Origin of the sequence: Pedobacter gandavensis (assembly GCF_032678465.1) — a bacterium.
GTDB classification, from domain to species: Bacteria; Bacteroidota; Bacteroidia; order Sphingobacteriales; family Sphingobacteriaceae; genus Pedobacter; species Pedobacter gandavensis_B.
The window spans coordinates 59,152-82,872 of the sequence record NZ_JAVTSK010000012.1 but is presented as its reverse complement, the minus strand read 5'-3'; the positions used below and the strand labels follow the sequence as shown (position 1 = coordinate 82,872).

The 23,721-nt window shown below is 40.9% G+C and carries 15 protein-coding genes; 7 read left to right on the top strand and 8 right to left on the bottom strand.

Going from position 1 to position 23,721, the window contains the following annotated elements:
• Nucleotides 1-2 precede the first annotated feature (2 nt).
• From R2Q94_RS19270 to R2Q94_RS19250, 5 genes are all read right to left on the bottom strand, one after another.
• Nucleotides 3-1,721 carry a flavin monoamine oxidase family protein gene (locus R2Q94_RS19270; protein WP_316823114.1) on the bottom strand — a complete coding sequence of 573 codons (1,719 nt, stop codon included), beginning with the start codon at nt 1,719-1,721 and terminating at the stop codon, nt 3-5.
• A 152-nt stretch (nt 1,722-1,873) separates the two neighbouring features.
• Nucleotides 1,874-4,036: an FN3 associated domain-containing protein gene (locus tag R2Q94_RS19265; protein WP_316823113.1), complete on the bottom strand. Its 2,163-nt coding sequence runs from the start codon at nt 4,034-4,036 to the stop codon at nt 1,874-1,876.
• Nucleotides 4,037-4,064: 28 nt separating this feature from the next.
• Nucleotides 4,065-5,090, bottom strand: coding sequence for a hypothetical protein (locus R2Q94_RS19260; protein WP_316823112.1), 1,026 nt, complete (start codon nt 5,088-5,090; stop codon nt 4,065-4,067).
• Nucleotides 5,091-5,097: 7 nt separating this feature from the next.
• Nucleotides 5,098-6,549, bottom strand: a complete 1,452-nt coding sequence (locus R2Q94_RS19255) for a DUF1501 domain-containing protein (RefSeq protein ID WP_316823111.1) — start codon at nt 6,547-6,549, stop codon at nt 5,098-5,100.
• A 4-nt stretch (nt 6,550-6,553) separates the two neighbouring features.
• Nucleotides 6,554-8,872: a PSD1 and planctomycete cytochrome C domain-containing protein gene (locus tag R2Q94_RS19250; RefSeq protein WP_316823110.1), complete on the bottom strand. Its 2,319-nt coding sequence runs from the start codon at nt 8,870-8,872 to the stop codon at nt 6,554-6,556.
• A gap of 244 nt (nt 8,873-9,116) precedes the next feature.
• On the opposite strand from R2Q94_RS19250, the gene R2Q94_RS19245 reads away from it, so the two are divergent.
• From R2Q94_RS19245 to R2Q94_RS19225, 5 genes are read left to right on the top strand one after another with little or no spacing between them, the layout of a single operon-like run.
• Entirely contained in the window at nt 9,117-10,436 is a 1,320-nt protein-coding gene (locus R2Q94_RS19245) for an alpha-L-fucosidase (protein ID WP_316823109.1), read from the top strand.
• 15 nt (nt 10,437-10,451) lie between these two features.
• The gene (locus tag R2Q94_RS19240) at nt 10,452-11,681 is read left to right on the top strand and encodes an enolase C-terminal domain-like protein (protein ID WP_316823108.1); all 1,230 of its coding nucleotides are present in this window, start codon (nt 10,452-10,454) and stop codon (nt 11,679-11,681) included.
• A gap of 12 nt (nt 11,682-11,693) precedes the next feature.
• Entirely contained in the window at nt 11,694-13,337 is a 1,644-nt protein-coding gene (locus tag R2Q94_RS19235; RefSeq protein ID WP_316823107.1) for a sodium:solute symporter, read from the top strand.
• 5 nt (nt 13,338-13,342) lie between these two features.
• Entirely contained in the window at nt 13,343-13,762 is a 420-nt protein-coding gene (locus tag R2Q94_RS19230) for an L-rhamnose mutarotase (protein WP_316823106.1), read from the top strand.
• 15 nt (nt 13,763-13,777) lie between these two features.
• A complete protein-coding gene (locus R2Q94_RS19225; RefSeq protein WP_316823105.1) occupies nt 13,778-14,551 on the top strand; it encodes an SDR family oxidoreductase in 774 nt (257 codons plus the stop codon).
• 56 nt (nt 14,552-14,607) lie between these two features.
• Here the strand turns inward: R2Q94_RS19225 and R2Q94_RS19220 are convergent, their stop codons facing one another.
• The 3 genes from R2Q94_RS19220 to R2Q94_RS19210 form a co-directional block, all read right to left on the bottom strand.
• Nucleotides 14,608-15,834, bottom strand: a complete 1,227-nt coding sequence (locus R2Q94_RS19220) for an FN3 domain-containing metallophosphoesterase family protein (protein WP_316823104.1) — start codon at nt 15,832-15,834, stop codon at nt 14,608-14,610.
• A gap of 167 nt (nt 15,835-16,001) precedes the next feature.
• Nucleotides 16,002-17,765, bottom strand: a complete 1,764-nt coding sequence (locus R2Q94_RS19215; RefSeq protein WP_316823103.1) for a RagB/SusD family nutrient uptake outer membrane protein — start codon at nt 17,763-17,765, stop codon at nt 16,002-16,004.
• Nucleotides 17,766-17,776: 11 nt separating this feature from the next.
• Nucleotides 17,777-21,037, bottom strand: a complete 3,261-nt coding sequence (locus R2Q94_RS19210) for a TonB-dependent receptor (protein WP_316823102.1) — start codon at nt 21,035-21,037, stop codon at nt 17,777-17,779.
• A 218-nt stretch (nt 21,038-21,255) separates the two neighbouring features.
• On the opposite strand from R2Q94_RS19210, the gene R2Q94_RS19205 reads away from it, so the two are divergent.
• Nucleotides 21,256-22,530 (top strand): ROK family protein, encoded by a 1,275-nt coding sequence (locus R2Q94_RS19205; RefSeq protein ID WP_316823101.1) that lies wholly within the window; start codon nt 21,256-21,258, stop codon nt 22,528-22,530.
• Nucleotides 22,531-22,994: 464 nt separating this feature from the next.
• A complete protein-coding gene (locus R2Q94_RS19200) occupies nt 22,995-23,699 on the top strand; it encodes an AraC family transcriptional regulator (RefSeq protein WP_316823171.1) in 705 nt (234 codons plus the stop codon).
• Nucleotides 23,700-23,721 lie beyond the last annotated feature (22 nt).

The window sequence follows — 23,721 nt, the reverse complement described above, 5'->3', positions numbered from 1 at the left end:
AATTAGCGTGGATTATTTAGATTACCTACATTTTCATTAACTTCGAGTGCGGTACGAATACCTGATTCAATCGCGCCTTCAATCCAGGCATGTTTTAAAGAAGCATGTTCACCGGCAAAATGCGCTTTTCCATCCCATTCAGTTGATATGATGTGCTTTTGCAATAAATGCAACTGACCCGGGTTAAAAATCGCAGCTTCACCGTAGGCATATGGATCACGCATCCAGCTTTGTGTAGCGCCACCTATTCTGTTTTTAGCGATGCCTTCAGGACCATCGGTACTGGTCGTGATCACTGCAAGGTCCATAATACGCTTCCGTTCGTTTTCATCATCGCTATGCATGATGGCCAGATTTCTAAGTGCATAAAAATACCGGTCGTCATCGTCCATAGAATCCCATCTACTCGCTTCATCAGACCAGCAGTACGAGGCCAGGATCAAACCATGTCCATCTTTCGCCAGGTCATTACTTGGGTAGTATACGAAACGGTTTGAAAAATCAGTGATACTACCACCACCCACAATATTATAAGGAGCTTCCTGCCACCACTTCTCACGGAATTCCAACAGTATTTTAGTGGCCGAATCATAATGAAGCTCCCGAATTGCTTTCCGCTTTAACTGGGTAAACCCAGGAGTAATGTAAACATGTCTAAGGGCTGAGAATGGAATCGTCACAATGACCTCATCAAATTCCAAATCTGTCACAGGTGTTTTTAACACTTTGAAACCAGCTTCCTGGTAAAATTTAAAGTCTCTTTTAGTTTCAATATTTACACCGACTTTGATTTTTTCGGTATTCGGATTCAGCTTCAGTTCGTCTACCCTACAGTCAAAATAAGTATTGTCTTCCAGCTGATGTGCTTTAAAAAATGCATTTGGCAAGAGATCCGATCCCCCAACGATTTCCACAAAGCTTGTATCATCTTTAATGATATTCGTTTCAATGAAACTCTGAATAAAATCATAGGCCATCCTCGACTCCAGGTTCTGTAATACCCCAATCATTTCCACCGCATTGTCAGAAAACAACTTCTGCTCTATTAAAAACCGACGCATGGAATATTCGCCATATTGTTCAATCAGTAATGGCCAGTTTTTCTCGGGATTCTCGGCAATAAAATCCTTTAAGGGCTGCATGACACTGCGCAATAAAACGTCAGCACGTTGGTTTTCCTCCTGATTCTCCAAATGATAATTCAACAATTCATTTACATTGACATGAGGACCAAAATACACGTTTTGAACAACCCTTCGATAGTTCACATATAATAGAGAATTTCTCGTTTTATCAGGGATTGGGTTCCTAGGATCTGCCTGATGTGCAAATGCCTGCTGCTTGTCTACAGAGATATAATAAAAAGGTTGAGTTTTCAACTTGAGCTGCTCAATGTATTTCAACACCATCAAATGGATGGTTGGAATCCGCATTGCGCCAGCTTCTCCATAAACAGAATCGTCTTCAAAATACTTTTTATCCTTTGTGTTTCTAAAGGTTTTGATTCTTCCACCCACGCGGGTGTTGGATTCTACAATGGTCACCTGATGTCCGGCTTGCTTTAGCATGCTTGCAGCTACCATGCCGGCCATACCTGCGCCAATAATCAACACTTTTTTAGGATTTTCGGTAGCCGGAATGCCATCTTCAATATATTTCAAATATTGCTGAATAGTGGGGTCATTGGTTTCATCCAACAGCCCATGGAGGTAATTTTCCATAAAATTTAAGAATTAAGAGGTTAATAAAATAGATAAGTATATCAACGCATAGCGCGCATCGAAGATTAAAATGAGAAAGCGACATTATAGGGAGCGTTGATTGATACCAAGATACGAATTGATTATTCCTTTCCCAGTAAAATCCTTGTTAATTAATTCAACAGAATCTCATCAATAAATACCCATGCCGGCTCTCCTTTTCCCGGATGCCAATCCGGAAGTTTCTTCAGATTCCTGACTACAATTTTTAAATAGCTAATGTTTTGAGGTTTAAACTTCCCTTCCACTTTGATCATGGCACGTTCCGCATTCTTAAGTGTACTTTCCGGATTTACAGTGCTCAGCAAACGAAGTTTATGCTTCTCGGAACCTCCCCAAATCTCCATGCCTACAGGAGGAAAAATATAACTAGGAATCAATCTCATTACATTCAATACGACAGATTCCATCCTCACCGGACGCTTGAAAACCATCAGGGCTTCCAGGTTATTCTGTCGTACACCAATCCATTTACCCGAATTAACTTCATAATCACCAAACTGGTGATCAAAGAACACCTTTGCGCCCCCTGCTTTATACTTGTCATCAGCCGGAAGCAGAAAAATGGTCGTATCCGGTTGATAACCGCTCTTGTAAAAGTTAGCGGTAATGGTTTCACTTCCATACCAGCCCTCTTTGTAAGCTTTAGCTTTTAAGCTGGTATTTTCTTTGAGCAAAATCTGCTGGTCAAACAAGTTGGATTTCAGGCTATCAGGCTCAGAACCATCTGTGGTATAACGAATCTGAACCCCATTAATAGGATGTTTCATCCTGATTGCCAAATCCTTATTAAACACCGCGACCTCATTAAGTATTCTGGGTTGATTTAAGCGAATGGGATGCTTACCATCATCCTTAAAACCTGCAATTACTTCCACATCCTGATTTACTTTTTGCAATTGTTGTAAGTCCCCGGCACTGAGTCCGGTATTCCACAAAGTAAGTTTTTTTAGCCTTTTCATCCCCATCATAGGTTTTACTGTACTAAAAGTGAGTTTAGTGCCCGATAAGGACAAACTTTGTAAATTTTTCAATCCCTGCAATGTTTTCAATCCTGCACCTGTAATACCCGTAAAATTCAGGTTCAATGTGCTCAGATTCGTAAAGTCTGCAATCGTGCTCAATTCTTCATCACGAACGGGCATTCCCTTTAAATCCAGAGAAACTATTTGTTTGTTAATTTCTTTCAGTTCCTTTAAGGCCTCTGGCTTATAAACACTTTTATTGTATATATTAACTGCCAATGCAGGAGACTCCTTAGCCAGTGTGTACACAATCCGATAGTTATTATTTAATTTTTTAATCGTTGCTTCCTCTGCAGCAGCAAAGTCGTACGTTGGCTCCGAATCTGCGGCAGGCGCCAGAAAAGTAGCCGATAAAATCCTTAAAGAATCCTGTATAGGCAAGTCAATGACCTTTTTCTTTAACTCAGCATTCCCTTTAATCCATAGTTTCAACACCGTCATTTCTTCAGCAGTCAATTGATTTTTTCCCTTAGGAGGCATGTGCTTTTTATCATCCATTGGGAGGTGTATCCGCTCCAGCAATAAGCTGATTTCTGGTTTCCCGGGAATGAATAACTTCCCGGTTTTCCCTCCTTTCATTAAGGAAACTACATTATCCATCATCAAACTTCCTTTCGCCTTTTCCAGATTGTGGCAACTCAAACATTTCTGTGAGAAAATAGGCATAATCACATCTTCAAATACTTTAGCCTGAGCCAGGGGAACTTTTGCTGGTTCTTCCGATACCATAACTGGTTCCAATACAAAGTGATCACCATGGGTCAAAGAGGCGCCAAAATGCCCTGCAAGAATTAAGCAAAGAACAGTAATCATTGCCCCGATTTTAGCGAAAGTAGCTTTATACCAGAATGCATTTCTGGACCAATAGATAATGGAAGCTATAAAAACAAGGCCTACTCCTGTCCATTTATGCCATTGCAATACAGTTCCGGAATAGCCTTCCTCTTTTGATAGCACTAAGCCCATGATGACAGTGATTGATGAAAGCAATGCCCCGGACAGTAGTAAACCAGTAGTAAAGCTCTGGTATAAGGGTTCATTAAGATAGGCTTCTTTGAAGCGAAAAAATTCCATTAGCATGGCCAGCATCAGCAAAACAATTGGAAAATGCAGTATCATAGGATGCATTCTTCCCAAGGGCTGTAACCAAGAAGGAATGATCATTTGATCACTAAAAACAAGTAAGAAGAGAATAAAAATATTGGCTGCAAACAGCAAATTCGCTGCAAAACCTTTAAAAGTCATACCCATAAACAATAGTTACACACATCAATAAAACCTATATTCTTGTAAATTTATAGGGATAGACTTTACCAGAAGCCCACTGGGCGACATACAAATTCTCCTCGTCATCCACGCAAACATCATGAGGGTTTAATAAGATCTTTTCCCCCTGACTCATGATTTGAAGAATACCATCCTTATAAACCGGTGCATTCCCCCCAATATTGGAAACCACCTGATTTTTCTTGTTTAAAATTGTTGTAAAACCAGTTCCAGCCTGGTCAAGGTTTGGTGAGCGCAATACGGCAGCATAGAGGTAGTCATTTTTGATCACAGGTCTGCAAACGCATGCTCCAGGAAGCTGGATGATCTCGTTTAAATTTCCTTGCATATCGAAACGTTTGAAACAATTCCGCGTCCGGTCCGTCACCAGTAATGTTGGCGTACCATAACGATGATCTACACAAACGCCATGAGCATTGTCCAGGTGCTTAGTTTCAGAACCTCTACCACCAAAATAACTGAGCAGTTTACCATCCGGACTATAATGAAAAATATACTGCAACCCATAACCATCAGCAACAAAGAAATCTCCATTATCCGCTACCGCTGTTTCCGTAGGTACAAATTCCTCCTTCTTCTTATACAAACCTGTTTCCATCGGACAATCAATCGTCATCAGGATTTTTCCATCCATGCTTGTTTTATACACCTGATGCCTATCGGTATCAGTAATAAAAAGAAACTCTTTACCATTTTCTTTGGCCAATGTTAGTCCATGAGCCCCCGGAAAGTCATGCCCCCAAGATTCCAGCAATTTCCCTGATTTGTTGTAGATTAAAATATTGTTTTTAGTTTCATTGGTCAGTAAAATAATCCTTCCTTTTCCGTCCTGAACCATCTCATGACAATCATTCACCGGATTTTTTAATGGATTCAATTTCCCCCACCTGGTATCTAATCTATACAGCATCTCATTATGCCCATAAACAGGTCCTGTAGGCTTTGCATATAAGTCTTTCGTAATAAAAAAGCTGGCAGAAATGATGGTAGTATTTTTGATAAAGGCTCTTCTTTGCATGTATATTTTATATTAAAATGTCTTTTACAACTGTTCCCGAAACGTCTGTTAGCCTATACCTGCGTCCCAGGTGCTTGAAGGTCAACTTCTCATGATTGAGTCCGAGTTGATGAAGTACAGTAGCTTGAAAATCATGCACATGTACCGGATTTGAAATTACATTGTAACCGAATTCATCGGATTCTCCATAAACAATTCCAGGTTTTACACCACCACCGGCCATCCAGATACTGAAGCAGCGCGGATGATGATCTCTACCATAATTTTCTTTTGTCATGGCTCCCTGACTATAATTTGTCCGACCAAACTCACCACCCCAAATCACCAGGGTCTCATCCAGTAATCCCCTTTGCTTCAAGTCTGTAATCAAGGCAGCAGAAGCCTGATCCACATCTTTCGCCTGCCCGGCCATTTCAGATGGGAGATTCCCGTGTTGATCCCAGCCCTGGTGGTATAATTGTACAAAACGAACCCCATCTTCACTTAATTTTCTTGCCAGCAAACAATTGGCCGCGAATGTTCCTGGCACCAGGCAATCTGGTCCATAGAGCTTAATGATATCATCAGGTTCTTTACTCAGATCTGTCGTTTCCGGCACTGCGGTTTGCATCCTGTAGGCCATTTCATATTGTTGTACTTTCGCACTGATCTCAGGATCACCAAACTCTTTATAGGAGATTTCGTTGAGTTCTGCCAGCTGATCCAACATCTTTCTTCTTTCAAATCTGTTCAACCCATTGGGATCTTTAAGATACAACACCGGGTCTTCGCCACTGCTAAATTGTACACCCTGGTGAGTGGAATCCAGAAAACCATTTGTCCAGAGTTTAGAGTATACCCCCTGTCCATTCCCCTTTCCTCTGGAAAGCAACACGGTAAAAGCAGGCAGGTTTTTATTCTCACTGCCCAGGCCATAACTCAGCCAGGCCCCCATGCTTGGTCTGTTGCCTTGCTGGGCACCAGTTTGGAAAAAAGTCAATGCCGGATCATGATTGATCGCCTCGGTATGCATGGATTTAATGATACAAATATCATCTACTACTTTTGCAGTGTACGGAAACAGATCACTAATCCATGCTCTCGAATTTCCATATTGTTTAAAGTCATAGTATGATCCTACCAGGGGGAATGAAGCCTGATTAGCAGTCATACCAGTTAACCTTTGTCCGGAACGAATAGAAGCAGGCAGTTCCTGTCCCATCATTTCTCTGAGCTTTGGCTTATAATCAAAAGATTCCAGCTGTGAAGGTGCCCCATTTTGAAATAGGTAAATCACTCTTTTGGCTTTTGGGGCGAAATCAGGAATACCTGGGGGCAGACTGCTTTCATCCATTCCCCCAGTAAACAGATCAGGAATCAATAAAGAACCCAAAGCCACACTACCAAGCCCTAAACTGAGTCTGGATAAAAAACGACGCCTGTTGAAATTAAGCCCATGTTCTAAAAAATCCTTCTCCATATTCTTAAGTTTTTGTAATGGTTTCTTCTAAATTATAAATGGTGATCATGACTTGCATCATTGCGGCTAGATTCTGCTTATTGATTTTCTGAGGGATAGGATATTCCCCAACTGCCAGCACTTTTTCTACCTGTGATTTTTGTTGAAATACCTTTTGCTGATCGGCATAATAAGCAGTCAGCACTTTCATTTCTTTTTCTGTTGGCTTCCTGCAAACAATTAATCGAAATGCCTTAATCAATTTGGCTGACACATCGGTGTTTTCCTGTAATAACCTGGCGGCCAAAACACGTGATGCCTCCAAAACAGTAGGGTCATTCATCATCACTAAAGCCTGCAATGGTGTATTCGTATTTAAACGTTGAACTTCACACTGATCCCGATTACTTGCATCAAAAATGCTCATTGTAGGCGGAGGTACCGTACGTTTTATAAAGGTATACATCCCTCTTCTGTATAAGCTATTTCCATGATCCTGTACGTATTTGGCGAGAATTCCTCGTCCAGAGGTAGCCGCTTCCCAAAGACCTTTCGGCTGATAGGGTTTTACACTTGGACCACCAATGGTCTTGACCAACAGTCCGCTACTGGCCAACACCACATCCCGAACTGATTCCGCAGGAATTCTATGCCTTGAACTTCTGGACAATAAAATATTCTCAGGGTCTGTTTTTATTTGCCCGGCAGAAAGAACAGCCGACTGCCTATAGGTAGCCGAGCTCACGATCTGTTGTACCAATCTTTTCACATTCCAGCCATGATTCATAAAATCAACAGCCAGCCAATCCAATAATTCCGGATGAGAAGGAAGCTCTCCCTGCATTCCAAAGTCGCCGGAAGTTTTAACCAGGCCCCGGCCAAAAAAGTTCTGCCAAACCTGGTTAACAAAAACCCTTGCGGTTAATGGATTCTGTTTATCGAATAACCATTTAGAAAGCCCCAGTCTGTTTTTAGCATATTGATTTCCAAAAGACAATATAGATTTGGGTGTCCCGGCAAACACTTCTGCGCCATGCGCATCATATACCCCTCTGTTGAGCACATAGGTTTTGCGTACAGTATCTCTTTCGCCCATCACCGATACAATGAGCTTATTCGTATCTTGTTTGTTGACAAAAGAAAGTATCTTTTTTACATCCTCATTGCTGATTTCCATCAATGGCTTTTTCGCATAAGTTTCTGCTCCTCCGACAGTGGATTCCAACCCAACTTCTTTGACATTATTAAAGAAGGCAAAGACCTCATAATATTCCTTTTGAGAGAAGGGATCGTATTTATGGTCATGGCAATGGGCGCATTCCAGTGTAACACCTAATAAAGCTTTACCAAAAGCATTGGTACGATCGGTCACATATTCTACACGGTACTCTTCGTCAATGACCCCGCCTTCCTCAGTAATTTTATGGTTGCGATTAAAGCCGGTTGCCAGCAATTGTTCTTTAGTGGCATTCGGCATCAGGTCACCTGCCAGCTGCCAGGTGATGAACTGATCATAAGGCATGTTCTTATTAAATGCATGAATTACCCAATCCCTCCAGGGCCACTGAGAACGGTAATTATCATCCTGATAACCATGCGAATCTGCATAACGGGCAACATCCATCCAGTAGAGCGCCATTTTTTCTCCATACGCCGGACTTTTCATCAAAGTGCCCAGTATTTTTTCATAGGCATTAGGACTAGCGTCGGCCATAAATTTATCCATCAGCTCAATACCAGGCGGCAAACCTGTCAGATCCAGACTCAACCTCTTCAAAATTCTTTCTTTATCAGCTTCCGGATTCGGCTTTACTCCGTTCTGTTCCAGTTTTTCCAGCACGAAATAATCCAGCTCATTCCTCGCCCAATCTTCAGTATTGACTTTCGGAATTTTTGGTGATTTAGGTGGAGTAAACGCCCAGTGTCGTTCATACTTTGCCCCTTGTTTAATCCATTTTTCTATGACCGCAATTTCATGCGAAGTCAGCTTTAAATTGGAAGATTTTGGTGGCATGACCAGTGCAGAATCCTTTGTTGAAATCCGGAGAAAAACCTCGGATGCATCTGGTTTAAAAGGAACAAATGCATGTGCAGAAGGATTTTCCTTTAATGCTTTATAAGCGGCTTCCGCGATATCGAGTCTTAAACCCGCTTCTCTTTTATTGGCATCTGGCCCATGACAGGCAAAACACTTATCTGATAAAATCGGGCGAACATGAAAATTATAGCTGACTGTGTCTGGCATTTGCGCCTCGATACCTTGATTACCCGACGAATTGCAGGCTTGTATCACATATACAATACCCACAATCGCGAGAACTATATAAAATAGTCTGCGATGCATACAATAAATATATTTGGTTTCTTTTGTGCAGCTGAGTAGTTAGTTCAGCTTAAGTAATATTAAAATAAATAATTAATCAAAACAATGGACAATGCTATATATATGATGGATTATTCAATGCCATTTAAAACTCCCTCCTCTTTACATCACTTCATAATCCATTAAAAAACTCGTATAGTTCATTGTTAACTAACAGCAAAGGCAATAAATTAGTCCTTCTTAAACCAGACTAAACCGAAACCAAATGAAACCGTTATTCCACCTATTGGTATTACTTTCTTTATTTTATCAAAGCAAAGCACAAAACAATACCATTGATCCTTCCATAAAAACGCCGAAGGTTGTTTTAGACGATTTTATGGACCAACGTTTTGGAATGTTCATTCACTGGGGACCTGTTGCCTTACGTGGTACTGAAATCGGCTGGAGCAGAGGTACAAACGTGCCAGCAAATGAATATGACAATTTGTATAAAGAATTTAATCCACAATTATTTAATGCCGATACCTGGGTAAAAACAGCAAAAAATGCCGGCATGAAATACCTGACCATTACGGCAAAGCACCATGATGGATTCTGTTTATGGCCAACAAAATTCTCCAACTACAATATCATGAATTCACCCTATAAAAAAGATATTGTAGGCGAACTGGCGAAAGCCTGCAAAAAATACGACATCAAGTTTTGTGTTTATTTTACCGTACTGGATTGGCATGACAACAATTACCCGGTGCATCTGCCAGATGGAAAAGTCAATAATCCAAATGCAGATATGACAAAATTTGTTGGCACCATGAAAAATCAGTTAGAGGAAATTGTAACGAAATACCAGCCATACATGCTATGGTTTGATGGCAATTGGGAAAGTCCATGGAAAAACGAATATGGTGTTGAAATCTATTCCTTTCTAAAAAAATTAGATCCAAAGGTCATCATTAACAACAGACTTGGTGCTGGAAAAGGTGCTGATCATCCTAATTTAACTCCACAAACCATAGGCGATTATGCCACTCCGGAGCAAAAAATCGGAGAACTGAACATGGACCATCCATGGGAAACCTGTATGACCATCTGTAACCAATGGGCATGGAAACCAAATGATAAATTGAAAACACTAAAAGAATGTATCCAGACCTTAGCCAAAACCTCCGGAGGAAATGGAAACCTATTGTTTAATGTAGGGCCGATGATGGATGGCCGTATCGAACAACGTCAGATCAATAGACTGAAAGAAATGGGTGATTGGCTGAAGATTTATGGAGAAAGTATTTATGGCACAAAAGGAGGCCCTTTCAAGCCAAATGAAATCTATGCTGCTACCCGAAAAGGTAATAAACTTTATATCCATATTTTTGAAAGAAAATCTGCACAATTAACCCTCCCGACTCTGAAAGATGTTCAAGTAGATAAAGCTTATTTATTAAAAGGAGGTGCCATTAAGCATGAACAGGATGTCAATGGTGCCATCACCATTCAGTTGCCAGAACAAATGCCAAACCAGGATGATTCAGTGATTGTATTGGAGCTAAACACCAATGCAGAAAACTTACCTGTTACCATTTAAACTACCTCGACAAACATGATTACCCGAATACAAATTAACGATGTGAGATATCCGCTGGGCAATGGTACAGGAAGCGATGCCATCCACCGGGATCCTATCTATTCTTATGCAGTCACCAACCTGATTGACGACTCAGGTCTTGTCGGCACCGGATTTGCCTTTACTTTGGGCGAAGGGAATGACCTGGTTTGTAAAGCTGCAGCCTTCTATGCAGAACAGCTCAAAGGAAAAGACATTGAAGAACTCATGGCTGATTTCGGAAAAGTATTTCATCAATTCTCCAATGAACAACAGTTCCGATGGTTAGGTCCGCATAAAGGTGTTGTCCATCTCGCACTGGCCGCTGTCACTAATGCCTGCTATGATTTATGGGCAAAAAAAAGAGGCGTACCTTTATGGAAACTACTGACAGATTTAAATGCCCAGGAAATCCTCAATACCCTGGATCTTTCCTATCTGGAAGATGAATTAACGAGAGAACAAGCCTTGGTGTTACTAGAAGACAACATCAATAGCAAATCTGAACGCCTGGGCATAATTGAACGTGGATATCCTGGATACGACACCTCTATTGGCTGGTTTAATTATCCTGATGATCAAGTTCGGGAGAACTGTAAAAGGGCCGTAGCGAATGGTTTTACCGCCATGAAGCTTAAAGTAGGTAGCGCTGATCCCGAACGGGATATCCGAAGAGCACACATTGTCCGTGAGGTGGCCGGTAAAGACATTAAAGTAATGCTGGATGCCAATCAGCAATGGACCTTACCACAAGCCATCAAAATATCAGGAGAATTACAAAGCATGAATCCTTACTGGATCGAAGAACCCACACATCCCGACGATGTACTTGCCCATGCTACGCTGGCAAAAGCCATTGCTCCTACAAAACTAGCACTGGGAGAACATGTGCCCAATCGCATCATTTTTAAAAACTATCTGCAAACCGGATCAGCAGGTTTCATGCAGGTAGATGCTGTACGCGTAGGTGGTGTCAGTGAATTTATCACCGTGAGTTTATTGTGCCGTAAATTCAATATCCCTGTAGTTCCTCATGTTGGTGATATGGGGCAATTGCACCAGCATCTTGTGCTATTCAACCACATTTCGATGGGGCACGAAGCCTTATTTCTGGAGCATATACCACACCTACAACAGCATTTCATCCAGCCAGTCAAAATTCAGGGCGGTGTCTATCAAACGCCAATGGAACCGGGAAGTAGTTGTGATTTAAAATCATTGAATTAATCCAGAAAATTCATGTTAAACTCTCTAGACTTAGGCATTAGCATTGTATACATCCTGGGAATTTTGGCCATAGGTCTTTGGGCTGGAATCAGTCACCGTCGGAAAAGTAAAGCAAATGCCGCCGGCGAGTATTTTCTGGCCGGAAAAACTTTAAAATGGCCTGCCATCGGACTTGCGCTCTTTGCCACCAACATTTCCACCGTACATCTGGTGAGCCTGGCTCAAAGTGGTTTCGATACTGGTTTACTGAATGGGAATTTTGAGTGGATGGCCGCATTTACCCTCATCCTGCTTTCTTTATTCTTTGTGCCTTTTTACATCAAATCAGGTGTTGCCACACTTCCGGATTTCCTCGAAAAAAGATACGACCGATCCAGTCGGGATTGGCTGGCCATCATTTCCGTGTTTTCCGCAATTATCATCCATATTGCTTTTTCTATGCTTGCAGGTGGTATTGTATTGAAAACGCTGTTCGGATTAAACATGTACCTGAGTATTATCGTCATTTGTATCGTCACTGCAATTTATACCATTATTGGCGGGTTAAAAGCCGTTGTTGTTACAGAATCTATTCAAACCATAGTACTCCTTTCCGGTGCTTTCATCATCAGCTATGCGGCTTTTCAAAAGATGGGAGGCTGGGAGCCTATGACTGAAGTACTAAAGACCAGGGGGGAAATGGATAAACTTTCCATGTTACGTCCTCATGGAGACCCAAGTGGTATGTCATGGTATACCATATTTTTAGGTTACCCGATATTGGGCATCTGGTATTGGTGTGCAGATCAAACAATTGTGCAGCGCGTACTAGGTGCAAAAGATGAGAATCATGCCCGTGTTGGGCCATTATTCTGTGGTTTTATTAAATTATTACCTGTTTTCATCTTTGTATTGCCTGGACTTTTTGCTTACACACTTTCCAAAACAGGCCACCTGGACATCAGTAGCCTGGGCCTGGATGATAAAGGAAACGTAAACTCAAAAGGCATATACACCCTGATGATTACCCAGTTATTACCTTCCGGATTAGTGGGCGTACTCGTTGCGGCACTGCTATCCGGATTGATGAGTCAGGTGTCGGGAGCCTTGAATTCCATATCTACGATGGTCAGTTACGATATGTACCAGCGCTCCCGCCCTACTGCAACAGATAAACAGCTGATCCGTGTTGGAAAAATTGCCGCAGCAATGGCTTTGATATTTTCCCTTGGACTGCTCCCTTTGCTCAACAGATATGAGAGTATTTTCAGTGGAATCAACGATATTATCGCCCACATTGCACCACCGATAACCTGTGTGTTTTTACTGGGTGTTTTCTGGAAAGGCGCCTCTGCGGAATCAGCAAAACTAACCCTTTGGATCGGTTCAGCATTAGGTGTGATCGTGTTTACCATCAATAAAATCTTTCCTGAATCTATAATCGGGCATATCCCATTTATGATGATGGCTTTTTACCTGTTCTGTACCTGTGTGCTGATTCAGGTCTCTTTTTCTTATATATATCCGGTTCAGCACTCTCCGGAAAGCTCCAGATTGTATTGGAAAACACCATGGGAACCACTACAGGGTACGGCATGGAGAGGGATAGGAAATTACAAAGTATTGTCCGCGCTCCTACTGGTTGTAACAGGGATTTTATATTACCTATTCAGATAGAAAAGATGAAATTGAAATTAATCATGTTGATACTATCAGGGCTGTTCCTGACGAGCTGCCAGGAGGAAATAAAAACTCCTGCTAAAGTAAAACGCTTTGCTTCAGTAACCGGTCTGAGGGCGGATAAACTGGCCACCTATAAAGCGCTTCATGCCCATGCATGGCCAGAGGTATTAAAAAAGATAAAAGACTGTCACATTCAAAACTATTCCATCTACCTACAGAAAATAAACAATGAATATTACCTGTTTAGCTATTTCGAATATACAGGAGAAGATTTTGATGTAGATATGAAAAAGATGGCAGAAGACCCGAACACACAACGTTGGTGGAAAGAGACCGATCCTTGTCAGCAGCCCTTACCTGAAGCTGCAGCAAAACACGAAATATGGACCAATATGGAAGAAGTATTCCACACAAATTAAGCGCAAAAAAAATATATGGAATTATTATCCGATAAAGTTATTTTCCTCACAGGAGGTTCTATGGGAATTGGTTTGGAATGCGCAAAAACTTATGCAAAAGAAGGAGCCTCTGTAGTGATTGTGGCCTATCCTGAAGGCCCTGTGACAACAGCTATAAAGCTGTTAGGTAATGCCAGGCACCTGGGAATTACTTGCGACATCTCCGATGCGGAGCAAGTAAAAACCGCGATACAACAAACATTAGAAAAATATGGCCGGATAGATGTGATCCACAATAATGCAGGGATTGCCTCCCCTTCCAAACCTTTACACGAAACCAGTGATGAAGAATGGGACAGGCTCATGAATGTCAACTTAAAAAGCGTTTTATTGACCACAAGATTTGGGTTTGATGCCCTTCAGAAAAGCAAAGGCTGCATCCTCAATACCAGTAGTCTGGTTGGGGAAATCGGGCAGGAAAATCATGCAGCCTATACTGCTACTAAAGGTGGCATGAATGCTTTAACCAAATCAATGGCTTTGGACTATGCAAAACATGCAATTCGGGTAAATGCGGTGATGCCGGCCGGGGTGTGGACTCCCATGTTGCGCAGTTGGAGTCAGGAACAACCGAATGCAGATTCTATTGAAAAGTACCTGGATGACATCCACCCTTTAGGCTATTGTCCGGAGGGAGATGCCATAGCAGACGCCTGTGTTTTTCTACTCTCTGATAAAGCAAGATTCATTACGGGAACTACCCTTGCCATAAGCGGTGGTGCAGAATTGGGTTATAGAAGGAAAGAATGATGGTGACCTAAATATTTAAATGTTGTGTTCCTGTCGAACACAACATTTGAAATGGATTACCTTTTCAGGCAAACGTAACTTTCTATTTGTTTACCGGAATCATCCAGCATACTTACCTGTATTTGTTTTTTGTTCGCTTTGATTTTCGTTAAAGTACGGAACCCATCTTTTGGCCCACCTCCAATAATAATGGGATAATTATTCAAACCTTTAGCTGGTGGATTAACTTTATACTTATGGGTATGTCCGCTCAATACCAGGTCTACTTTACCACGGTTCATGATGGGTTCAAACAACTCGGTACAATGAACAGCACCATGAGCATCCCCTGAATAACGTGGAGGAATATGCATCAATACCACCCTGAAAGCTGCATTTTTAAATTCCTTACGGTTAATTTCATTTTCAAGCCAGGCCGCCTGTTCAAGCCGGTACTGATCAAAATCTACAATCCCGGCATAGACCGGATGACTATCTTCTTTATCTTCACCGGTATCCAGAATCACAAAACGTACAGGTCCCAAAGTAAATGAAGTATTACCAACATGATCAAAGTAAGCAGGAAATTCACGTGCAAACTTACCCCTGGTTTCATGATTTCCCCGGACATATACAAAAGGCGTATTTTTAGCAAACTTATCGACACAGGGCTGCAGCATATTTGTGATGATCTGCTGCTCGTCCGCCTGGTAATCAAAAATATCCCCGTTGAAGAACACAAAATCAGTAGCATTCCCTTTATTTAAATCCAGTAAATGACAAATAGAGTTTGGTCTGTCATGGATGTCGTTTAACATCACAAAAGCAACCTCTTCTTTAGATATGTCAGTGTTTACGAAACTTTCTACGGCACTGGAAATCGTCTCTCCATAGGTCATTTTATAAGGCTGGAAGTCTTTAATCTCTTTAGAAAAAATCTTATAGTAATAAGTTTTTCCAGGTTTCAAATTCTCCAGCTTAACGCAATTTAAGCGATCCGCAGGTTTTAAACCCAAAGCACTTTTACCATAAGCTTTTCTGTCCAGTAAATCAGCCGACTCGCCATATTCCACCCAGCTGGAACTATCCTTACTGGCGATCCACAAAATGGAAATGCCATTGCCAAAATTGGTTTGCAAATAAGGCCCGGTAAGGATCTTAAATTCATCCGCTTTTTCATTTAGCGGACTGGAAATGGCACTTTCGGGTTTTAACAAGGCCAGGCCGCCAAGGACCAGACCACCTTTCAGGAAATTTCTTCTGTTTTCTTTTAATGGTTTGCTCTTCAATAGATCTTCGTTCATGTAGTTTTTGGTTGGTTTCTTTGTGTGTGTTGAGTGGCCATACCTAAGGCATCTCCTATGCTGCTAATTTAAATAAGAAAGACCTAATAATGCTGAAAAAGTGAAGTTATGCAGTAATCATCACACTGCATAACTTAAAACTTAACAATAGCACTTAAAAGCAGGAATTAATGTAAGGTCGGATCAAATGTCCCACCCCAATCTTTATTCTGTAGCAACTCTTTTGTTTTCCCTAATATAGATTGTGAAATCGGAGCAAAATAATACTTATCCGGCAAAACATTGAGTAAAACACCTGTCCTTGGAATTTGCAAAACCACATATTTAAAATCACTTTCTGTCAATTGATTTGCTGTAGCCAGACCTGCGGCCTGACTGATCGGCATTTCTGATCCGTTAGCAAGAATTGCGATGGCCTCAATTCCATATTTAGGCACGTTATTAAGGACACTAAACATTCTCCAACGACGTAAGTCATTGAAACGATGCCCCTCAAAGCAGAGTTCTACATTACGTTCGTCCATAATGGCTTTTCTAATCTGTTCCCTGCTGCTTGCAGTAATTCCATATTTACCATCTGCTCCTGGGGTAATGCCTGCACGCTGACGAATTTGTGTTAATATATCCAAAGCTTCAGCAGCGTTTCCGGTTTCATTTGCAGCCTCCGCATAATTCAACATCACTTCAGCAAAACGCATCAAAACATAGTCCGCATCATATTGCTCTACCTGTTCCTGTTTTAAATCCAGGCGGTTACTTTTGGCAATAAAAAGACCGGTATAACGATTCCCGTTTTCTGATTTATCCGTTGAATTGGGATTGACCCCAAAATTATCTAAAGCGGGTGCTACTCCAAGTCCGGTATATTGCCTGTAGCCATCCACTTTACCCGCAACAGGAAAAGGTTTTCCATTCCACAGGATCGATTTATCAAATCTTGGATCTCTGTTTTCCCAATAAGTTTTCAGGAACTGATCTTCCGTTTTAAAATAAGCACCTGTAGGATCACTATAGCGTTTTCCATCTTTCATTGGAAAAGATTTAATAAAATTCCATGTAGGTGTAGCACCTGCCGGCCCTCTGCTCAATGAACCCGGACGTGTACCATTATCCCAGTTCGCCGTTTTATTTGGGAACTTATTAATCACAGAAAAAACCACTTCTGTGTTCTTCTCCATCAGGGCAATATTTGAATAATTATCTACCAGTCTGAAGTCTTGCGCTTTTAATGTGCTGTAAGCTAATTTAGTAGTGCTATAAGCATCGGCCCAATAGGTATTGTCCCAGGGATTGGTTGGATTAAATTGCGGAGAAGCTTTATACAACAATACTTTAGCTTTAAATGCAAGGGCAAAATTACCGTCAATTTTCCCCCAGTTGGCAGAAGATGGTGTAATCCTTTTTGGCAGAATTGCGATGGCCTGATCCAAATCCTGGATCATAAAATCAAAGCATTCTTTCGTGGAGTTTCTTGGCACATCCAGATCATCTTTATACCGGTCCTGAGGAATTTTGATGTAAGGAACACCTCCATAAGTACTTACCATACTAAAATAAATATAGGCTCTTAAAAAATAGGCCTGACCAAGAATGCTGTTTTTATCTGCGGGCAACAATGAGCCAGCTTCCACATCAATTAAAGCCTGATTAATTAAACGAATCCGACCATAATCCCAGTTTCCCAATCCACCATTCGTAATGCTTACCGCATCAGGAAAAAAGGGCACACCTGCCAGCTGATCTGACCTGAAATCAGCGCCGGCATTCCAGTTGCCAAAAACAGAATAAATATTGGCCATATAGGCATTTGCTAAATTCGGATCGTTCCATACTTTCTCAGGACTATAGCTATTGATATTTTCGACATCCAACACTTTTTTACAGCTGCTGGTAAAGGATATGATGAGTATATATAAAATGTATTTTTTCATGGTCTATCAGTTTAAAATTTGAGGTTTAATCCAAGAGTAAAAGTTTTCATCACCGGGAAGGAGTCATAATTGTCCTGTTCCGGATCCTGAAACTCTTTCATATCCGAAATGGTGAATAAATTGGTACCATTAAAGAACAGCTGCGCGCTGGAAAGCTTCACTGCACTGAGCCATCTTTGTGGCAGATTATAAGCAAGATTCACATTCCTCAACCTTAAATAAGCACCGTTTCTGATCCAGAAACTGGAGTTATCTGTTCCTGATTCTGCCCAGTTATTTCCCGTCACACGTGGATATTTTCCATCCGGATTTTCTGGTGTCCATACATCCCCTGCCCAGATCGGGTAATAGGTTCTGAAACTACCACCATGTTGGCGCATCCCTCCACCTTCCAGGTTACTGATCATCCTGTCGTAGGCCCCAACACCTTGAAAGTGGGCATCTAAAGTCAGGCCTTTCCAGCTCACATTAAATCCCAGACCAAAATTGATCCTTGGTTTATTGTTGTTGCTCAACAACTGAACATCATTGGCATCAATTTTCCCATCTGGTCCTGGTTTGTAATTATCTCCTCTGATATCTTCGTAAATGATGGCACCCAAATATGGCGTTCTACCATAGGTTTTATATCCACTGGCAATTAATTTATCGAGCTCTTCCTGTGTTCTAACGATTCCTTTTGCTTTAAAGCCAAACAACCTGTTGGCTGGTTGCCCGATTGCAGATTGCCACTCCCTATTCCCACCAGGTAAATAATCAGCCCCCTGGTCTAAAATATCCCATCGGTCTTTTGCATAACCCACATTTCCATAAATGCCGTATGAGACCTCTTTACCAATCATACTTTTCCAGTTGATGGTCAGCTCTGATCCACGGAAAGAACGTTCTGCGTAATTTTCGGCTGCTAAACTCTGACCGTAAGAATCTGGTAAAGTCACCGTTCTTCTGCCCAGGATATTCTTCATTCTATTCCTAAACACCTCAATGCTGCCAGATAATCGGCGATTCAGAATATCGAAATCCAAACCAATATTCGAGTTTTCTATTGTGGCCCAGGTTACATTTGGAATGGGTGTTGAACCTGGTGCGATTGTGGTATAAAGGTTATCTCCAAACATATAACTGCCTGAATTCACATAAGTAGCCGTATAGGTAAATGCTGGTAAAGGATCGCTATTGATATCCAGAAGATTACCTGTTGTTCCATGAGAAACGCGTAATTTCAGATCATCCACCCAGCTTACTGCATTTTTGAAAAATCCTTCCTGGGAAACTCGCCATGCCAGGGATACGGAAGGAAAAAATCCCCATCTGTTTTCTTTTGAAAAGAGGGTACTACCATCATACCGGAATGCAAAATCTACCAGATATCGGTTATCGAAATTATAATTCAGCTTACCTACCCAGGCCCTGCTTGCATCCAAACCTTCATAGCCGGTTCCCGTTCTATTGGCTTCATCATTTGAATACACAAACATCTGATCAATGGAAGTCAGCGGAACAGAAGCTTTAGCGGTCACATTGTAGGCATGACGTCCGGTTTGTTCCCAAACAGCTAAAGCGTCGATACCATGCTTACCAAAATTTCTTTTATAGCTCAGATAAGCGTCCAATTGATACTTCCAGCCATTTTCCGTCTGGTACCGCAGGAAAGGCTGGGCCTGACTAAAGTTAAAAATATTGGTATTATTTGGATCTGGAGCGCCTGGGATGAAACGGTTTCCACCCGGATCTTTAGAAATAAAAGCATAGTTCTTTTGAAAGGTCATGTACCATTTACGGAGATAGTCGTTTCCTTCATAGTTACCCACCATTTTAGCAGAAAGTCCTTTCACAAATTGATCCAGCTTTATGTCCATCGTCAGGATGGAGTTGACCTGCCTTCTAGTGGTTTTAATGTAGCGATCTCCCATCACCTGATCAATCACGTTCCAGGCTTGCCAGCTCCCCATTGGAGTTTGCACCGGATAATCTGTCACATGGTTTGCAGGTGTCCCGTCTTTTTCCGTATAAAAAGGATAAAGTTTAGGCCAGTTAAAGGTAACCCGATAAAAGTCGCCCACATTATAGTCATCATCACCACTAAATGGCCAGTAGAATCGATCATGATTTTGTTGTGCTGCCGAGACGTTGAGATTTAAGGAAATGGCTTCACTTAATTTTGCCGTTACATTGGAACGAAGATTGAACTTTCCGTAGTCCAGATTTTTATAGGCGCCTTCTTCACCAGTATAACTGGCCTGCGCGTAATAACTGATTTTATCGCTTCCTCCATTTACACTGAGCAAGTACTTCTGGGTAATTGGATTTTGCCAGATCCAATCGTTCACGTTATAGTTTTTATCCTTAAAGTAGTCAAACTCCCGTTGACCATTGGGTAATGAATTCCCATTAAATTCGGCTACTCTGTTCTGATAAATCAACTCATCCGCGGCCGTAGTCAGATCGGTAAGTAAAGTTTGTGTTGGACGAGCAGTGGTAAAAGAACTTTGGAAGCTAAAAACCGGCGCTTGATTGGATCCCTTTTTTGTTGTCACCACCATTACCCCATTTCCAGCCTGTGAACCATACACTGAAGCAGTGGCCGCATCCTTTAAAACGGTCATCTGGTCAATTTCATTCGCATCCAGAGCGTCGAAATCTGCTTTGGTTTTTATAATTCCATCAATTACAATTAATGGAGAGCCAAAGGATCCCCTGATTCTGATGGAAGATGAAGCACCTGCTAAACCAGAAGTGTTGGTTACAGTTACTCCTGCTGCTCTTCCAGCCAAAGCATTGGAGAGATTAGTTACTGGTACATTATCGACCTTGCTCATATTGATTGAAGAAACCGCACCAGTAATATTTGATTTCTTCTGTGAGCCGTATCCCAAGACCACCACTTCATCCAGGTCGTTTTTAGCTTCTTTCAAGACGACATTTAAATTGCTTTTTGCGGGGAGCAGCTGCGTGACATACCCCAGGTAAGCAAAGCTGATAGAATCGCCTGGTTTCACATTCTTTAACACAAATCGGCCATCTGTATTCGTTTGTGTTCCATTTGATGTCCCCTTCACAAGGACTGTAACTGCCGGAATGGGTTTAGATCCCTCATCAACTACTCTACCCCTTATCTCTATTCCAGCAGATTGCTGGGCAAAGGTCTGACTTAGGATGCTGAGTAATAAAATCAGCAGTACAAAAAAGGTTTTATTATAAAAAAGAAGTGTTGGATTAAAATCTGCACAAAGGCAAATCTTAGGCTTAGCGGTTGGTCTAAGTTTGTACATAATTCAATGGGTTAGGGTTGAAAAAATGGTTTGGTTTTTTAATCCGAAAGGAGGATAATTACAAGAAACCAACTGAAAATAAGGCCCTTCGTTATTTGAAATATAAAGACATTTTTTATTTAAGTTTATCAGAAAACCTATGTTTTTATTAAAATAATTTAGTTTAATAAAATTTTTATCAAAGCATCCATCCCTTATCTAAAAAAATAAATCACCCTATGAATCTTTCCCTATTAAATCACATAATATTATCCGAAAGTAAAAATGACAAACACCTCAGTTATAAATATTGTATCATCAAACACCTGTTTTTAAAGGGTCCATCTTCCATTTCTACCCTATGTGATTCGGTAAGTTTGAGTACGCCAAGTATGTTAAAACTTTTAAACGATCTTGTAGATATTGGCTGGATTGAAAAAAGGGGCCTTGGCATTTCAATTGGCGGACGCAAACCCGATCTATTTGCATTAAAAGATGAACGGGCATTGATCATCTGTGTAGACATTGAGTTGTTTCACACAAAAATTGCCATTTTGGACAATAACTGTAATTTTATGTCGGAAATAAAAACTATTTCCTTACCCATCTCAAAAAGCAGGACCGACTTTCTATCCAATCTGATGCCACAGATACAAACGGTTTTACAATCGGCAAATATTGACAAAAATAAGATCATGGGTTGCTATGTGGGAATGCCGGGACTGGTAAATACTGAGAAAGGAGAAAACTACAGTTACCTGATTGATAATATTGAAAACAGCCCATTGGTAAAAGCTTTTGAGGAAGCTCTGAATTTACCGGTGATCGTGCAAAATGATATGGCGGGATCGGCAATAGCCGAGTATCGTCATGGTCTTGCCAAAGGTAAAAAAGATGTACTGGTCTTACTCATGGATTGGGGTGTTGGATTGGGAATCATTATGGATAGTCAGCTTAAAAGAGGAACCACAGGTTTTGCAGGAGAATTTGGCCATATGCCTTTCGTAGAAAACGGCGCACTTTGCTACTGTGGGAAACACGGTTGCCTAGAAACGATAGCCTTTGGAAATGCCCTTTCCAAGACTGCGAAAGCAGACCTATTAGAGGGTAAAAAATCCATGTTAAATGAATTATCGGAAGAGGAACTGGAAAGAATCGAACCTGAAGCCATTATCAATGCCGCAAACAGAGGAGATCAATATGCCATTCAGTTATTGTCAAATATAGGAGCGAATATGGGCAAGGCCATTGCCATCCTCATCCAGTTGTTTAATCCGGAACTCATTGTGCTCAGTGGCAAAATTGCAAAAGCTAAACAATACATCACTTTACCGATGCAACAATCCATCAACACTTATTGTATGACACAGATCAGGGAGGAAATGGAGATTGTATCTTCAGAACTTGGTGAAAATTCCAGGTTATTGGGTTATGCAACAGACGGAATTGATCGGTTTTTAGAGGCCTATTTGAAACAGGTAAAAAAAATAAAGAACCAGGCTAAAACCGTTTAACAATTCTGTTTAGAAAGCAGGGTTAAAATAGGCCTTAAAATTTGTAATAATTAGATACTTTTTAACCACATGATCAAGGGTGGGCTCTTTTATTAAAAGAATAATACCCCTACCTTTTATCTTAAATCACAATTTATCTCCAAATAAACGATGGTCACATCAATATACTTTATAGTAAAACCAAATTTGAACTAATCTTAGCAACTGTTCAATAGAAATATTTATGAAAGGAATGGACTATATTACGAATATTACATATAAATTCAGCCCGAAGAAATGCTGATGGAAAACGAAACAACTGAAATTAAGAAGGAGGAAGGTTTTAATGGACAAAAGGCAATTGTTTTGCCACGGTCGATTCTTGTTAAAACCTGTATCCCAGTCCTCTCATGGCTGGCATTTATATCACAGATATCGGATTTTATCCAAAAGTAAAATTTCATTACCGAGAGCGTAACTAGGGCATCGATCAGTACATTCTTTTATACTGCACAGATGGAAAAGGTGAGGTGAAAATTGAAGAGCATACTTATAGCCTTAAAGCTGGAAATTTTATTGTTATTCCTGCCGACAAATCGCATTCCTATGCTTCTGACAAGAATACTCCATGGACAATTTACTGGGCACACTTCAAGGGCCATCTCGTAAAATCCCTCATGAGGTTGTTACTCAAACGGCAGAAAAGTTATAAAGGACTGGTGCAGTTTAATGAATCCAGAATAAAATTATTTGATGAAATCTATCTAAACCTGGAAAGAGGTTATAGCAATGATAACCTCGTCTATGTAAACATGAGTTTCAGTCATTTTTTATCCTCCTTTATTTTTGATGAAAAATTCAACTATTCCGCTAAAAAAGACATAGTGAATCCCATAGATATTTCCATAGAGTTCATGCAGAATAACCTGCACACGACCTTTACATTGGAAGATATCGCGAAATCCATCAATTTATCCCCTTCTCATTTCTCCACGCTATTCAAAGACCAGACAGGTTTTGCACCCATCAAGTACTTTAACCATATTAAAATACAGAAAGCCTGTCAGTATCTTCAATTCACAGACCTACGCATTAAGGAAATTGCTGCAACATTAGGAATAGATGATCAATACTATTTTTCCAGGATGTTTTCTAAGATTATGGGGGGTCTCCACAGGATTACAAAGTGAAAAGAGAAAAACTCCGGGAAAC

What these genes read in the sequence shown, in the direction of transcription:
- R2Q94_RS19270 (WP_316823114.1), bottom strand. Translation starts at nt 1,721, where the DNA reads ATGGAAAATTACCTCCATGGGCTGTTGGATGAAACCAATGACCCCACT.
- R2Q94_RS19265 (WP_316823113.1), bottom strand. Translation starts at nt 4,036, where the DNA reads ATGGGTATGACTTTTAAAGGTTTTGCAGCGAATTTGCTGTTTGCAGCC.
- R2Q94_RS19260 (WP_316823112.1), bottom strand. Translation starts at nt 5,090, where the DNA reads ATGCAAAGAAGAGCCTTTATCAAAAATACTACCATCATTTCTGCCAGC.
- R2Q94_RS19255 (WP_316823111.1), bottom strand. Translation starts at nt 6,549, where the DNA reads ATGGAGAAGGATTTTTTAGAACATGGGCTTAATTTCAACAGGCGTCGT.
- R2Q94_RS19250 (WP_316823110.1), bottom strand. Translation starts at nt 8,872, where the DNA reads ATGCATCGCAGACTATTTTATATAGTTCTCGCGATTGTGGGTATTGTA.
- R2Q94_RS19245 (WP_316823109.1), top strand. Translation starts at nt 9,117, where the DNA reads ATGAAACCGTTATTCCACCTATTGGTATTACTTTCTTTATTTTATCAA.
- R2Q94_RS19240 (WP_316823108.1), top strand. Translation starts at nt 10,452, where the DNA reads ATGATTACCCGAATACAAATTAACGATGTGAGATATCCGCTGGGCAAT.
- R2Q94_RS19235 (WP_316823107.1), top strand. Translation starts at nt 11,694, where the DNA reads ATGTTAAACTCTCTAGACTTAGGCATTAGCATTGTATACATCCTGGGA.
- R2Q94_RS19230 (WP_316823106.1), top strand. Translation starts at nt 13,343, where the DNA reads ATGAAATTGAAATTAATCATGTTGATACTATCAGGGCTGTTCCTGACG.
- R2Q94_RS19225 (WP_316823105.1), top strand. Translation starts at nt 13,778, where the DNA reads ATGGAATTATTATCCGATAAAGTTATTTTCCTCACAGGAGGTTCTATG.
- R2Q94_RS19220 (WP_316823104.1), bottom strand. Translation starts at nt 15,834, where the DNA reads ATGAACGAAGATCTATTGAAGAGCAAACCATTAAAAGAAAACAGAAGA.
- R2Q94_RS19215 (WP_316823103.1), bottom strand. Translation starts at nt 17,765, where the DNA reads ATGAAAAAATACATTTTATATATACTCATCATATCCTTTACCAGCAGC.
- R2Q94_RS19210 (WP_316823102.1), bottom strand. Translation starts at nt 21,037, where the DNA reads ATGTACAAACTTAGACCAACCGCTAAGCCTAAGATTTGCCTTTGTGCA.
- R2Q94_RS19205 (WP_316823101.1), top strand. Translation starts at nt 21,256, where the DNA reads ATGAATCTTTCCCTATTAAATCACATAATATTATCCGAAAGTAAAAAT.